The sequence below is a fragment of the Paraburkholderia gardini genome, assembly GCF_907164545.1.
Taxonomy (GTDB): domain Bacteria; phylum Pseudomonadota; class Gammaproteobacteria; order Burkholderiales; family Burkholderiaceae; genus Paraburkholderia; species Paraburkholderia gardini.
Window position 1 is genome coordinate 122587 of sequence record NZ_CAJQZB010000009.1, and the last position, 14297, is coordinate 136883.

Sequence of the window (14297 nt, forward strand, 5' to 3'; positions counted from 1 at the left end):
GCCGCTACCGGATACCGGCGATAAACCGCCACAACGCGTCGTCGGTTGAATAGGGTACGTTGAAGCGGAACCACGCGGTGGGAGCGTCGTCGGGGCGGAAATACGAACCCGGCGCGAGCCAGATGCCGTCGCGCAGCGCGGCCGTCGCGATTTCGGCGGCACGCTCCGGCTCGACCGGCAGTCTGGCCCACAGGAAAAGACCCGCGCGTGGCCGGTGAAACAGTTCGAGGCCAGCCGCATCGATGCGTTCCTCGACCTGCACGTGCGCCGCTTTCAACTGTTCGTTGACCGTCTCGACGTGCCGCGCGTGACGCCCTTCGAGCAACACCTTGTCGACGATCCGCTCGATCGGTTCCGACGACGTCAAACCCACCGCCATCTTCGTGCGCGCCAGTTCGCGCAGCACGTCGCGCTCCGCGACGACATAACCGCAGCGCAGCCCCGGCGTGACCGTCTTCGAAAAACCGCTCACGTACAGCACGCGATGCAGTCCTTCCATCGCGGCGAGCAGCGGCGCGCTGGCCGGTGCAAGTTCGCGGCTGACGTCGTCCTCGATCACCCACATGCGCTGCCGTTCGGCAATCTGCAACAGCCGGAACGCCGACGCCATGCCAAGCGTGGTGCCGGTCGGATTCTGCAGCGTCGTGTTCACGAACATCGCTTTCGGCCGATGTGCTGCGACGAGCCCTTCGAGCGCGTCGGCATCGAGCCCGGCCGGCGTGCGCGGCACGCCCTGCACGTTGAGCCCGGCCAGCTTGAGGATCTGCAGCAGGTTGCAGTAGCCGGGATCTTCGACCAGCACGGTATCGCCCGGACGCAACAGGGTGCGCACGATCAGGTCGAGCGCCTGTGTGGCGCCCTGCGTGAGCAGCACGTTCGACACATCGACGGGCAGGCCGTGCCGGTCGAGCTGTTCAGCGATGCGCTCGCGTAACGGCGCGAACCCGTAGGGATGGCCGTAATCGGCGAGACGCCCGGGCGGCACGCGGCTCGTTGCGCGCAGCGCGTGCTGCAGCCCGGAGCCGTTGACCCACTCGTTCGGCAGCCAGCCGCACCCGGCCTTGATCGGCACCGAATGATCCGCGTACACGTCCGAGAGCAGCCACGTCGCGGTCAGGCTGGGTGGCTGCCAGTCGCTCGCGCTCACCCGCGCGGGGGGCGCGTCGAGCGTCGCGACCCGGTAGCCGGAACCGCGCCGCGCCACCACGAGGCCCATCGAAACAAGACGGTTGTAGGCCTCCGTGACGGTGAACGTGCTGAGACGCTGCGTCTGCGCCAGCTGCCGCACCGAGGGCAGCAGCGCGCCGGCGCGCAGCGACTGCGATTCGATCGCCGCCGCAAAGCCCTGTACGACCTGCTCGACCAGCGTCGATGTACTACGGCGGTCGCGTTGCAGCTGAAGTTCGATCATGGCGAAGAAGGGGCAACGAGCGATAAAGGACCACGCATGCACCACTACAGTCGAAGCGGATTAACCAGCACAGTTGCCAGTGCAGATGAGCCAACTGTCTATGCCGCCATTAGACCGCGAGCGCTACAGTTTCGCTACCACTTCGAGGAGAAAAACCCATGACTTCGCGCCCCGTCATCGACGATCTGTCGTCTTTCTGGATGCCCTTTACCGCCAATCGCCAGTTCAAGGCCGCGCCGCGCCTGCTGGAATCGGCCAAGGGGATGTACTACCGCACGACGGACGGTCGCGAGGTGCTGGACGGCTGCGCGGGCCTCTGGTGCGTGAACGCCGGCCACGGCCGCGACGAGATCGTCGCCGCGATCACGAAGCAGCTCTCCACGCTCGACTTCGCGCCGACGTTCCAGATGGGCCATCCGCTCGCCTTCGAAGCGGCATCGAAAGTGGCCGAACTGATGCCGGAAGGACTCGATCGCATTTTCTTCACGAACTCGGGTTCGGAATCCGTCGATACCGCGCTGAAAATCGCGCTCGCGTATCACCGCGCGCGCGGCGAAGGCCAGCGCACGCGCCTGATCGGTCGCGAACGCGGCTATCACGGCGTGGGCTTCGGCGGCATCTCGGTGGGCGGCATTTCGCCGAACCGCAAGACGTTTTCGGGCGCGCTGCTGCCCGCGGTCGATCATCTGCCGCACACGCACAGCCTCGAACACAACGCGTTTTCGAAGGGACAACCGGCGTGGGGCGCACATCTGGCCGACGAACTGGAACGTATCGTCACGCTGCATGACGCCTCGACGATCGCCGCCGTCATCGTCGAGCCGGTCGCGGGTTCGACCGGCGTGCTGATTCCGCCGCAAGGTTATCTGCAGAAACTGCGCGACATCTGCACGAAGCACGGCATCCTGTTGATCTTCGACGAAGTGATCACCGGTTTCGGCCGCCTCGGCAAGGCCACCGCAAGCGAATACTTTGGCGTCACGCCCGATCTGCTGACGATGGCGAAGGCGATCAACAACGCAGCGATCCCGATGGGCGCTGTCGCGGCAAGCCGCACGGTTCACGACACGATCGTGAACAGCGGCGCGCCCGGCGCGATCGAACTCGCGCACGGCTACACGTATTCGGCGCACCCGGCCGCCACCGCCGCGGCAGTCGCGACGCTCGACCTGTATCGCCGCGAGGACCTGTTCGCGCGCGCCGCATCGATGGCGCCGAAGTTCGAAAGCGCCGTCCATGCGCTGCGCGATGCGAAGCACGTGAAGGACATCCGCAATCTCGGCATGATCGCCGGCATCGAACTCGACACGCGCGACGGCGCGCCGGGCGCGCGTGCCTATGAAGCGTTCGTCAAATGCTTCGAAGCGGGCGTGCTGATCCGCTTCACGGGCGATATCCTCGCGTTCTCGCCGCCGCTCATCATCGAGGAAGCGCAGATCGACCGCATTTTCAGCACCGTTCGCGAGGTGCTGGCGACGGTTCAGTAACGCGTGACGTGTAGCGTATAACGCGCCGCGAGGCGCGCTACACGGCTAGTGATGCGCGCGGGCGGCCCTCGTATGGGCCGCTTTTTTTGCGGCTGCTGAACGGCCGCTCGCGCCTTTGGTCTGCGCGGCTTTCTTCGCTGCCGCGGAGCGGCTCGCTGCCGGACGATGGCTGGCCGCCGACTTCGCCTGTTTCGACAAGGCCTTCTTCGATGCGCCCTCGCCGCTCTCGCGCCTGAGCGCCGTGGTCGTGGCGCGTGAACGTGTCGATTTCGATTCCTTGCCGGCCGGTTTCGCGGCCGTTGGCCGGCGCTTGCCGGCGGCGCTGTCCTGAGCCGCCTTTTTGCGGGTTGCCTCAGTGGTCGCGCCCTTCTTTGGCGCCTTGAGCGCCACGCCCGCACGGCGCGCTTTCGACAAACCGATCGCGATGGCCTGCTTCGCCGATCTGACACCGTGTTTGCCTTCCCGCACGCGATCGACTTCTTCCTTCACGAATTCGCCGGCCTGCGTGCTCGCCGATTTTCCCGCGCGTTTGTCCGCTTGAGCGCGCGCGACAGTTTTTCTTTCTGGCATGACAGTTCCCCCAGGTAACGGTTGCCTCTGCGGGGAAGCAACGCGTGTGCCCGTGACCGCGACGGGTCCTGATCCCGCGACCGGCGTGACGCGGCATGAGCTTGCGGGATACCCGGCGGCGCACGCCGGCTCAACAAAGAATGCACTGACCTGTCGCAGCGCCTATTGTTAAAGGGAAGCTCATGAAAAATGGGGGACACGGGAAGAAAAGGCGCTTCAGACCATCTCTATCGGGAGACGCAACCATGAAACCACCGTCTATACGTGCCGGCACGCATATTGAAGGGGTCCACTGGGTCGCCGAATACATCGAAACGGCCCACGAGATCCGCCTGTATCGCGAGGGCCAGGAAGTGGACGTGCATAACGCGCCGTCCGCGCTGTTTGGCGACGAAGAGAACGCCGGTTCGAAAAACGGTGCCGATCATCGCGCCGCCGAAGCGGCCGTTCTCGCCTATCTGCGCCACTTCGTCGCCGAGCACGACCACGAGGAATAGAGGAATAACCAGCGGGCATTACGCAGAAGGCGTTCGCTGCCTCCGCGCAATGCCATGCCGCATGCCGCGCTGACGGTCGCCTATTCCGCGGGGCGCAGCTTCTTCACCTCCGCATCGGACGGTTGCACGCTTGCGCCGTCGATGTAGCGATACGACGTCATCACGCCCTTGCCGTCCTTTACGCCCGTCACGCCGACATACGCGCCCATCGTCGACTGGTTGTCCTGCGCGCGGAACGTAATCGGCCCGAACGGCGTATCGACGCCCAGTCCCTTGAATGCCGCAGCCAGCTTGTCAGGATCGGTTGAGCCTGCTTTTTTCAACCCGTCCGCAATCGACATCAGCGCCGAATAACCCACCACCGATCCGAGCCGCGGATAGTCGTGATACTTCGCCTGATAGGCATCGACAAACTTCCGGTTTGCCGGCGTATCGATCGAATACCACGGGTAGCCGGTGACGATCCAGCCCGTCGGTGCTTCGGCGCCGAGCGGATCGAGATAGTCAGGCTCCCCGGTCAGGAGCGACACGACACTGCGATCCTTGAAGAGGCCACGCGTATTGCCTTCGCGAACGAACTTGCCGAGGTCCGCGCCGAACAGCACGTTGAAGATCGCATCGGGCTTCGCATCGGCGAGCGCCTGCGTCACCGCACCCGCATCGAGGTTGCCAAGCGGCGTGGCCTGTTCGGTCACGAACTCGACATCCGGTTGCGCGGCCTTCATCAGCTTCTTGAACGTGGCCACGGCCGACTGCCCGTATTCATAGTTCGGATACACCAGCGCCCAGCGCTTCTTCTTCAGCTTCACGGCTTCCGGCACGAGCATCGCGACCTGCATGTACGTCGAAGGACGCAGACGGTACGTGTATTTGTTGCCGTCGGCCCAGACGATCTTGTCGGTCAGCGGTTCGGCGGCCAGGAAGAAAATCTTGCGCTGCTTCGCGAAGTCGGTCAGCGCGAGGCCGGTATTCGACAGGAAACCGCCGAACAACAGTTGCACCTGCTCACGCGCGATCAGTTCCTGTGCGACGCGGATCGTGTCGCCAGGGTTGCCGTTGTCGTCGCGCGAGACGACCTCGAGCTGTTTGCCGAGCACGCCGCCCGAACCGTTGATCTGGTCGAGCGCGAGATTCCAGCCGTTCTTGTACGGCCCAAGAAACGCGGGCTGCGCCTTGTAGCTGTTGATTTCGCCGATCTTGATGGTCTGCTGCGCGCTCGCGCCGAGCGCGGCCACCGAGAGCGTCAACGAAACCGTCATGCGAGTGATCCATCCTGCGCGCGTGGTCATTACCTGTTCTCCGTTATCGAGGAATTGCGTGATGCTGCGAATTCAGGTGTGCTGCTAAAGGCTGCTAAATACTGCTAAAGCCGGTTTGCCACATCGGCATCGCGTTCAGTTCAATGCATGGGTGCGGGTGTCGGCGCGGATACGTGCAACCGTCGCCTCGACGTTCCGCCATGCCGGTCTGCCGCCCGCGAACTGCCCGCGCATGTACGACACGATTTCGGCGACCTGGGCATCGTTGAAGCTGTCGCGGTAAGCCGGCATCGTACCGAGTTCCGGCCGCGCAGGCGAGACGATGCCATCCAGAATCACGCGAATCAGGTTATCCGGCGCGGTACTGTGCACATTCGTATTGAGCGCAAGCGACGGATGCGCGCCGAACAGTTCCGGCCCGCTGCCGGTGTGATGGCACGCGGCGCAGGCGCCGTCGAAAAGCCGCGCGCCGGCGCCGGCCGCTGACGCAATATCGCGTGTGCCGCTGGCCCTTTCGTATTCGCGGGCGAGCGCCTCGGGATTCGCATTCGGCTGGGCCGGCGTCATCGAAGCGAGGTAGGTGGCCATCGCGCGGACATCTTCATCGGGCAACGCCGACAGTTCGCTGACCACCGCGGCCATCGGGCCGGCCGCGACGCCATGCAGCCTGGCGTGACCGGAACGTAGATAGCTGAAAAGTTCGTCTTCGGTCCACGGCACCGGGGCATCCGACAGCGACGTCAGCGCGGGTGCGTGCCAGCCGTCCGCCGTGCCGCCTGCCAGAAACGCCGCGCCGGTTTTTTCGGCACCCAACGCGTTGCGCGGCGTATGACACGCGCCGCAATGGCCGAGTCCGTTCACGAGATACGCGCCGCGATTCCATTGCACGCTTTGCGATGCATCGTGCGTGACCGTATTGCGTTGCAGGAACAGGCCGTTCCAGACGGCCATCAATGGGCGCACGCTGAGCGGGAATGCGAGCTTCGTTTCAGGCGGCCGCGCATGCACCGGCGTTTGCGACATCAGGTACGCGTAGAGCGCTTTCAGATCGTCGTCGGATACGTTCCTGAACGACGTGTAGGGAAACGCGGGATAGAGACGATGGCCGTCGCGATGGATCCCCTCGCGCATCGCGCGCACGAACGCTTCGAGCGACCAGTTACCGATGCCCGTCTGCGCGTCGGGCGTGATGTTCGTGCTGTAGACCGTGCCGAACGGCGTGTCGAGCGGCAGGCCGCCCGCATTCGGCACACCGTTGCGCGCGGTATGGCAGACCGCGCAATCGCCAGCGGCGGCAAGTACCTTGCCACGCGCGATCAGTTCAGGCGCGAACGTGCCTGCAAGCGGCGCCGTGACCGGCGCGAGGGCAGCCGGTGCCAGCGCCAGAGCGCCTAGCCACCCAGCTGCACCCGTAGCAAGCGCGCCGAAAAACCCCAGGCGCCAGCGCTTCTTCCGGCGCGCGGCTTTCTCTTCGGCCTGTGCATCGGCAAGCGCGGCGCGAATCACGTCCGGCGTAAACGGCGGTCGCCGGAAGCGCACACCCGTCGCATCGTATAACGCGTTCGCGATCGCGGCGGCGCCCGGCAACGACGCGGATTCGCCGGTGCCCATCGGCGGCTCGCCGTGACGCGGCATCATCACGACTTCGATCACGGGCACTTCACGGAACGTGAGGATCGGATAGGCGCCCCACTCCTGACTCGTCACCGACGTGCTGCCGAATGCGACCCGTTCCTTGAGCGCGCGGCTTGTCGCCTGGATGACGTTGCCGTGGATCTGGTGACGCACGCCATCGGGGTTGATCATCGTGCCGGCGTCCTGGCCGACGACCACGCGCGTCACCGCAAGCTCGCCACTCTTCCGGTTGACCTCGACATCGGCAACCCACGCGGCCCACGCCGCGCCGAAGCCCGGAAACCGGCTATGCACGTAGCGCGCGTAGGCGAAGCCGCGTCCGCGCATGATGTCGCTCGCGTCGGGTTCCCTGTCTGGTCCGGGTGTGCCTTCAACGGTCACGCGCGGCTGCCAGCCGGCCTTTTCCGCAGTCGCTTTCACGAGGTCGATCGCGCGGGGATCCGTGAGATGATTCAGGCGAAACTCGACGGGATCGACGTCCGCTTCAGCGGCCAGTTCATCGATGAACGATTCGTGAGCGAAGCTATTCGGCAGTGCGGAGACGCCGCGCAACCACGACGCGCGCACGATGGGCGGCATGTCGTCGCAAACAATGCGCATCGTCCGGTAGTCGTACGGCGGCACCGCCGTACGATCGCCCATTTCGAACACCTGGGGTTGCGGTGCGATGGCGCCGGTGAGCAGCAATGCGAGCGTCGGCGCATCGTTGGACGGGTAACGTGTCGCGAAGTCGTAGCCCGTCAGCGCGCCTTCGGCATCGACGCCGCCGCGCACGTCCATCAGTTGTGCCGCGCCTTTCGGCTCCCACGCGTGTTCGTCCTCGCGCGAGAGCTGCACGCGCACCGGCTTGCCCACCGCACGCGAGAGCAGCGCGGCGTCCGCGGCGACATCGTCGGCGCAGTTGCGGCCGTAGCATCCGGCGGCCTCCATGCGCACGACCTCGATGTGCGCTTCGTCGATGGCGAGCAGCAGTGCCAGATCGGCGCGTAGCGAATGCGGATTCTGCGTGCCGGACCACACCTTCAGCGTATCGTCGCGAAAGTCGGCGACAGCGCACGAAGGTCCGACCGACGCATGCATCTGAAACGGCCAGACGTAGGTGCGCTCCAGCGTTTTTCCGCCCTGCGCCAGCGCGCCGTCCACGTCGCCTTCGATCACGAGATCGCGGCGCGTCGACGGATTCGCACGCAGCGCGGCTTCGACCGCTTCGCTCGTGTCGAGCGCGGGCAGAGGGTCGACGGGTTTCCATTGCACGTCGAGCCGTCGCGCGGCGTTGTGCGCGATTTCCTCGCGCTGCGCCACGACGCCGACAAAATCGCGAATCACCACGACCTTCACGTCGCCCTGCAATTCGCGCAGTGACGATTCATTCACCCGTAGCAGGCTGTTTCCAATGAAGTCGCCCTGCGCGATACCGGCATACGGCGGACGCACCACGCGCCCATGCAACATGCCCGGCACACGCACGTCGTGGACGAACACGAGTTCGCCGGTGGCCTTGGCGGGAATATCCACACGCGGCGTGCTCTTGCCGACGATGCGATATTCGTCGGGCGATTTGAGCGGCGTATCCGGCGCGAGATCGAGTTCGATGCGTCTTCCACCGATCAGCTCCGCATAGGCAAAGCCCGCTGCGATATCGCCATCGCGGCGATGCACGATGCCATCGCGCACGTCGAGCAGTTCCGCGCTGACGTTCCAGCGCCGCGCTGCTTCATCGACGAGAAAATGCCTTGCCTGCGCGGCCGCCTGACGAAGCGGCACGGCTGAAATCTGGATCGTCGCGCTGGCGATCGTCGGTCCCTGATTCGGCGCTTCGGCCGTATGACCGAGCACGACGCTCACGCGCGTGAGCGGCACGTCCAGTTCTTCCGCGACGATCTGCGCGAGCGCCGTGCCGATGCCGGTTCCAAGATCGACGTGCCCGTTGAACGCGACGACTCCACCGTCGCCCCGCACCGCAAGGAACATGTCCTTTTCGGTCGGCACATGCGAGGAACGCGAACCGGGTTGACCCATGGCGGCTCGCGGCGATGCCTGCGGCGGCCGCGTGACGATCAGCACGTTGGCACTGTCGAAGAGTGTCCGCCGCGATTCAGCGTCGCGGCTTCGATCGACGCTGAAGTCCGGCCCGGTCATGGCGGGTCTCCGGCAGGTACGGCAGCTACGTCATGCCCGCCACGTTCAGCGAGCAGGACCGCGGCGCGCTGCACGGCACGCAGAATCTCAACGTGCGTGCCGCATCGGCACAGGTTGCGCGAAAGCTCACGGCGAACCGCCTCGGCGTCGGGATGCGGATTTCGATCGAGCAGTGCTTTCGCCGTCATGATCATGCCGTTCAGACAGTAGCCGCACTGGGCGGCCTGTTCGTCGATAAACGCCTGCTGCACCGGATGCAGCGCGCCCCGTGTACCCAGACCCTCCAGCGTCGTGATCTCGCGCTCCAGCGCGACCCGCGCGGTCGTCACACACGCGCGGGTCGGCGTGCCGTCCAGCAGCACCGTGCAGGCGCCGCATTCGCCAAGCCCGCAGCCGAATTTCGGGCCGTTCAGCTCCAGATCGTTGCGCAGCAGATAAAGCAATGGCGTGTCGATATCCGCGACGACACGATGCGTCGCGCCGTTCACGTGCAAGGTCAGTGACACGGGAGCAGCCATGGCGTGCGCGCGTTCAGACCACAACCGGTACTTCGGTCGCGGGGGGCGTATTGCGGCTGCGACGGCAACGGATCAGGCCATCGATCATCACCATCCCAACGCCGGGTATGTCACCCAGTTGCACACTTTCGAGCAGCGTCGCGCCGGCGGTATGCTGGGCGCGATCCATGAAGACGAGATCGGCGGGACGTCCAGTCTCGATCAAACCCTGCTTCAGGCGGCGCTGGCGCGCGGTGTTTCCCGTGGCGAAGCAGAACGCAATCTCAGCAGGTATGTCCGCAAGACTCGAGATCAGCGCGATCATGCGCAGAATGCCGAGCGGCTGAACGCCGGAACCCGCCGGGCTGTCGGTGCCGAGAATGATGCGATGCGGACACTTCAGTTCGATTGCATGGCGTGCCGTCAGCAACGCGATGCGCTCATTGCCGTTGTGCACGATCTCGAGCGCACGGGTGGATTGCTCGCACAGGTCGCACACATGTTTATACGGTAGCGACGTGTGACCGCCGTTGATATGGCCGATGACGTCGGCATCGGCGGCGAGTACGACGTCCTTGTCGATGAGCCCGGAGCCGGGAATCGAAGGGCCGCCCGTGTGGATCGTGCTCTGGATGCCATACTTGCGCGCCCACGCCACCATCTGGCCCGCCTCCTCGCCCGCCTTGACGCTGCCGAGGCCGACCTCGCCCAGCAACGTCACGCCTGCCTCGGCGAGTTCCCTGAAGTCGGCTTCGACCATGCCTTTCTCGATCACGGGCGCACCGGCCAGCACTTTCACTCCACCGCCAACGCCGGCGCCGCGCATGCCTTCGAATGAACGCTGCGCTGTGATCGCCAGCGCCTTCACACCCGTGATGTCTTTGGGGCGGCCCGGCAGATGCACTTCGCCGGCGGAAATCATCGTCGTGACGCCGCCGTTGAGATTCGATTCGATCCAGCCCATCTGGTTCTGACGCGGCGTCCAGTCGCCGAACACCGGATGAACATGCGAATCGATCAGGCCCGGCGCGACGGTCGTCCCGTTGCAGTCGATCGTGGTGCGCGCGCCTTCGAGGTCGCAGTCCTTCGCGTGGCCGATCGCGACGATCACGCCTTCATCGATGACGATCGTATCGGCGTCCAGAACCGGTTTGTCGATGTCGCCGGACAACAGCAGGCCGATATTCCCGACGACGACCTTGCCCGATGTACCCGTCAATGTCTCTGCTGCCATCTGCTTCTCCCTTCGACGTGAGTGCTGCGACCGGAGCCTGCATCCAGAAACCGTCAAACGCTCAGATACGCGCGCCTGACGGTTTCGTTCTTCGCGAGTTCGCCGATCGTGCCGCTAAACCGGATCTGTCCTTTTTCAAGCACGTAGGCGCGATCGCTGACCAGTTCCGCGAAATGCAGGTTCTGTTCCGACAGCAGTATCGACAGCCCGTCGCGCTTCAATTCGAGAATCATGTTCGCCATCTGTTCGACGATGACGGGCGCAACGCCTTCCGACGGTTCATCGAGCAGCACGAGATACGGATTGCCCATCAGTGTGCGCGAGACCGTCAGCATCTGCTGCTCGCCGCCGCTCATCTGGCCGCCCGGCCGCCTCGGCATTTCGCCGAGATTCGGAAACAGGCGAAAGAGCTTTTCGGGCGTCCAGTGCGGTGCGCCTTCGCGCGGCGGCTGACGGCCGGCATCGAGATTCTCCATCACCGTGAGATCGCTGAACACGCGCCGGTCTTCCGGCACGAAACCCATGCCGAGGCGGGCGATGCGATACGGCGGCAACGTCGTGATGTCCGCGCCGCGGAACGTCACCGAGCCCTGCTTGCGCGGCAACAGCCCCATGACCGCTTTCATCGTGGTCGATTTGCCTGCCCCGTTGCGGCCCATCAGCGCGACGACTTCGCCACGCGCCACTTCAAAGCCGACGTCGAACAGAATGTGAGCGCGACCGTAGAACGCGTTCAGGCCGGATACTTTCAGCACAGGTTCGCTCATTGCGGCACTCCCGCTGGCCCGTTTCCCGCAAGCGACGCGCGCGGCTGAAACGTCTTGCCGGTGCCGAAATACACTTCCTGCACGTGCGCATCGTTACGTATCGTATCGGCGTCGCCCTCCGCGATCAGCTTGCCGCGCGCGAGCACGATCATCCGGTCGGCGCTCGCGAAAACGACATCCATGCTGTGCTCCGTGAACAGCACACCGATCTGGTGGTCGGTGGCGAGACGCCGCGTGAGCGCCATCAGATCGCTGCGTTCTCCCGGCGCCATGCCGGCGGTAGGTTCATCCATGAGCAGCAGCTTCGGACGGTTCGCCAGTGCAATCGCCAGCTCGACGCGCTTGACGTCGCCATAGGCGAGCACGCCGCATGCGCGATGCGCGTCGTCGGCCATGCCGACCTGTTCGAGCAGGTGCAGGGCTTCATCCGCGAACCACGACGAGGCTGCTTTCCATAACCCGAAGAGCTTTCGTTCGCGGGAAACGAGCGCCATCTGCACGTTTTCGAGCACCGTCATCGAATTGAAGGTCGCGGCGATCTGGAACGTGCGGCCCACACCGAGCCGCCAGATATCGCGTGGCCGCCTGCCGACGAGTTCATGTCCGTCGAACACGATCGATCCCGCCGACGGCCGGAGTTGCCCGTTGACCATATTGAAGCAGGTCGATTTGCCCGCGCCGTTCGGACCGAGCAACGCAAGCAGTTGCCCCGCTTCGAGATCGAACGAGACATCGTCGACGGCCTTTAATCCGCCGAACGACCGCGAAAGGCCGGATACGCGCAGCAGGCTCACAGACCCTCCTTCATCGCGGCGCCAGGCGCTTTAGTGGTCGCCGTGCCGTTTCGCGTGCTTTCGTCATCGTCGCCAAAGCGGTCGCGGATAAAGCCGACGATGCCTTGCGGAAACGCGATCACCAGCAGCAGGATGGTGACGCCGAGCAGCGCCTGCCAGTAATCGGTCTGACGCGCCACGGTGTCCTGCAGCCAGGTGAATACGGCCGCGCCGACGATCGGCCCGGTCAACGTCTGCAGACCGCCTAGCAGGACCATCACGAGGCCGTCGACCGAGCGGCTGATGCTGATCACTTCCGGTGAGATCGTGCCTTTGGAAAAGGCGTACAGCGATCCCGCAAGACCGCAGAAGAGCGAGGCAATCACGAACGCGACCCATTGCACACGCTTCACGTCGATGCCGATCGCCTCGGCGCGCAGCACGGAATCGCGCGATGCGCGCATCGCGTAGCCCAGCGGAGAAAACAGCATCCTGCGCAACAGCCACACGCCGATCGCCGCGCACACCAGCGTGAGGTAGTAATACGCCACGGGCGACGACAGCCAGTTCGACGGCCACAGGCCCAGAATGCCGTTGCTGCCGCCCGTCACGTCGTCCCACTGAAAGACCACGGACCACACGATCTGTGCGAATGCGAGCGTGAGCATCGCGAGATACACACCGGAGAGCCGCACGCAAAACCAGCCGAAAACGAGCGCGCCACCCACGGCAAGCAATGGACCCAGCAGCAACGCCGCTTCCATCGGCAGATTCAGAACCTTGAGAAAGAGCGCGGCGCCGTAAGCGCCGAGCCCGAAATACGCTGCGTGACCGAACGAATGCATGCCGCCCGGTCCCATGATGAAATGCAGGCTCGCCGCGAACAGCACGGCGATCAGGATTTCAACGAGGAGTACCGGCATATACGGAAACACGCCGGCGCCAAGCGGTGCGACGGCAAGTACGACCAGCGTAGCGATAGCCAGCACGCGCAGGCGCCTGCCCGCCGGGCGTATCGGCGCCTCGGCGGCGGCCATTCCGCGCACGGCTGCCGTCGCACGCCCGAACAGGCCCCAGGGGCGCATTACCAGCACGATCGCCATCACGACGAAGTCGGCCACCAGCGTGAACTTGCTTAGCGAAAGATCGATGCCGCCGATCGACACATGACCGATCCCGATACACAGTGCCTTGATTTCCGCGATCAGCAGCGCCGCGACGAACGCACCGGGAATGGAGCCCATGCCGCCGACCACCACGACCACGAACGCGTTGCCGATGGTTTCAAGGTCCAGCGAAAGATTCGCCGACATGCGCGGCACCTGCAACGCGCCGCCAAGGCCCGCGAGAAACGCACCGACAAAGAACACGCCGGTAAAGAGCCACGCCTGATTGATGCCGAGCGCGCCGAGCATCTCGCGGTCCTGCGTCGCGGCACGCACGAGCGTGCCCCAGCGCGTGCGCGTGAGGCCATACCAGAGCGCCAGCAGTACAAGCGGACCGGTCACGATCAGCGCGATATCATAGGTTGGCAGCGGATGCCCAAGCAGATCGACGGCACCTGCCAGATGCGGTGCGCGCGGACCGAACAGATCCTCCGGCCCCCAGAGCCACAACGCGGCGTCGCGAAAGATCAGCACAAGGGCAAACGTCGCGAGCAGATGAAACAGTTCGGGTGCGCGATAAATCCGCCTGAGCACGATCATCTCGACCAGCGCGCCGAGTACGGCAACGACCAGTGCGGCCGCGACCACCGACAGCCAGAATCCGGCCGACGTCGCGCCAAAACGGCTCGCTATGCTGTACGCCACGTAAATGCCGATCATGTAGAACGAGCCGTGCGCGAAATTGACGATGCGCGTCACGCCGAAGATCAGCGACAGTCCCGCCGCGACGAGAAAGAGCGCTGACGCATCGGCCAGTCCGTTGACAAGTTGTACCAGCAGATTCGAAAGCATCGTCGCCCTTAACGGCCTTGCAATTCAGCGCCATTCAGACGCATCGGGAACATCCCGTTTCCCCCGACAC

At 64.7% G+C, this 14297-nt stretch carries 11 protein-coding genes; 2 read left to right on the forward strand and 9 right to left on the reverse strand.

Annotation, left to right across the window (positions count from 1 at the left end; genetic code table 11):
- Nucleotides 1-4: 4 nt before the first annotated feature.
- Nucleotides 5-1411, reverse strand: coding sequence for an aminotransferase-like domain-containing protein (locus LPA37_RS09280; protein ID WP_229012366.1), 1407 nt, complete (start codon nt 1409-1411; stop codon nt 5-7).
- Nucleotides 1412-1569: 158 nt separating this feature from the next.
- Here LPA37_RS09280 and LPA37_RS09285 point away from each other — a divergent pair, with 158 nt between their 5' ends.
- Nucleotides 1570-2898, forward strand: a complete 1329-nt coding sequence (locus tag LPA37_RS09285) for an aspartate aminotransferase family protein (RefSeq protein WP_228983335.1) — start codon at nt 1570-1572, stop codon at nt 2896-2898.
- A 45-nt stretch (nt 2899-2943) separates the two neighbouring features.
- Here LPA37_RS09285 and LPA37_RS09290 read toward each other — a convergent pair whose 3' ends face one another.
- Entirely contained in the window at nt 2944-3468 is a 525-nt protein-coding gene (locus LPA37_RS09290) for a DUF6496 domain-containing protein (RefSeq protein ID WP_228983336.1), read from the reverse strand.
- Nucleotides 3469-3713: 245 nt separating this feature from the next.
- On the opposite strand from LPA37_RS09290, the gene LPA37_RS09295 reads away from it, so the two are divergent.
- The gene (locus LPA37_RS09295; protein WP_228983340.1) at nt 3714-3965 is read left to right on the forward strand and encodes a hypothetical protein; all 252 of its coding nucleotides are present in this window, start codon (nt 3714-3716) and stop codon (nt 3963-3965) included.
- 80 nt (nt 3966-4045) lie between these two features.
- Here the strand turns inward: LPA37_RS09295 and LPA37_RS09300 are convergent, their stop codons facing one another.
- The 7 genes from LPA37_RS09300 to LPA37_RS09330 all read right to left on the reverse strand — a co-directional run bounded on the left by LPA37_RS09300 (nt 4046) and on the right by LPA37_RS09330 (nt 14227).
- On the reverse strand, nt 4046-5254 hold the full coding sequence (locus LPA37_RS09300) for an ABC transporter substrate-binding protein (RefSeq protein ID WP_229012367.1): 1209 nt from the start codon (nt 5252-5254) through the stop codon (nt 4046-4048).
- A gap of 105 nt (nt 5255-5359) precedes the next feature.
- On the reverse strand, nt 5360-8998 hold the full coding sequence (locus tag LPA37_RS09305; RefSeq protein ID WP_229012368.1) for a molybdopterin cofactor-binding domain-containing protein: 3639 nt from the start codon (nt 8996-8998) through the stop codon (nt 5360-5362).
- Complete coding sequence (locus LPA37_RS09310) at nt 8995-9516, reverse strand: (2Fe-2S)-binding protein (protein WP_229012369.1); 522 nt, start codon at nt 9514-9516, stop codon at nt 8995-8997. Before LPA37_RS09310 ends, LPA37_RS09305 begins: the two co-directional genes overlap by 4 nt.
- A gap of 13 nt (nt 9517-9529) precedes the next feature.
- Nucleotides 9530-10729: an amidohydrolase family protein gene (locus LPA37_RS09315; protein ID WP_228983352.1), complete on the reverse strand. Its 1200-nt coding sequence runs from the start codon at nt 10727-10729 to the stop codon at nt 9530-9532.
- Nucleotides 10730-10782: 53 nt separating this feature from the next.
- Nucleotides 10783-11496 carry an ABC transporter ATP-binding protein gene (locus LPA37_RS09320; RefSeq protein ID WP_228983353.1) on the reverse strand — a complete coding sequence of 238 codons (714 nt, stop codon included), beginning with the start codon at nt 11494-11496 and terminating at the stop codon, nt 10783-10785.
- Entirely contained in the window at nt 11493-12290 is a 798-nt protein-coding gene (locus tag LPA37_RS09325) for an ABC transporter ATP-binding protein (RefSeq protein ID WP_229012370.1), read from the reverse strand. The genes LPA37_RS09320 and LPA37_RS09325 overlap by 4 nt, the downstream gene beginning before the upstream one ends.
- Nucleotides 12287-14227, reverse strand: a complete 1941-nt coding sequence (locus LPA37_RS09330; protein ID WP_229012371.1) for an ABC transporter permease — start codon at nt 14225-14227, stop codon at nt 12287-12289. Before LPA37_RS09330 ends, LPA37_RS09325 begins: the two co-directional genes overlap by 4 nt.
- Nucleotides 14228-14297 lie beyond the last annotated feature (70 nt).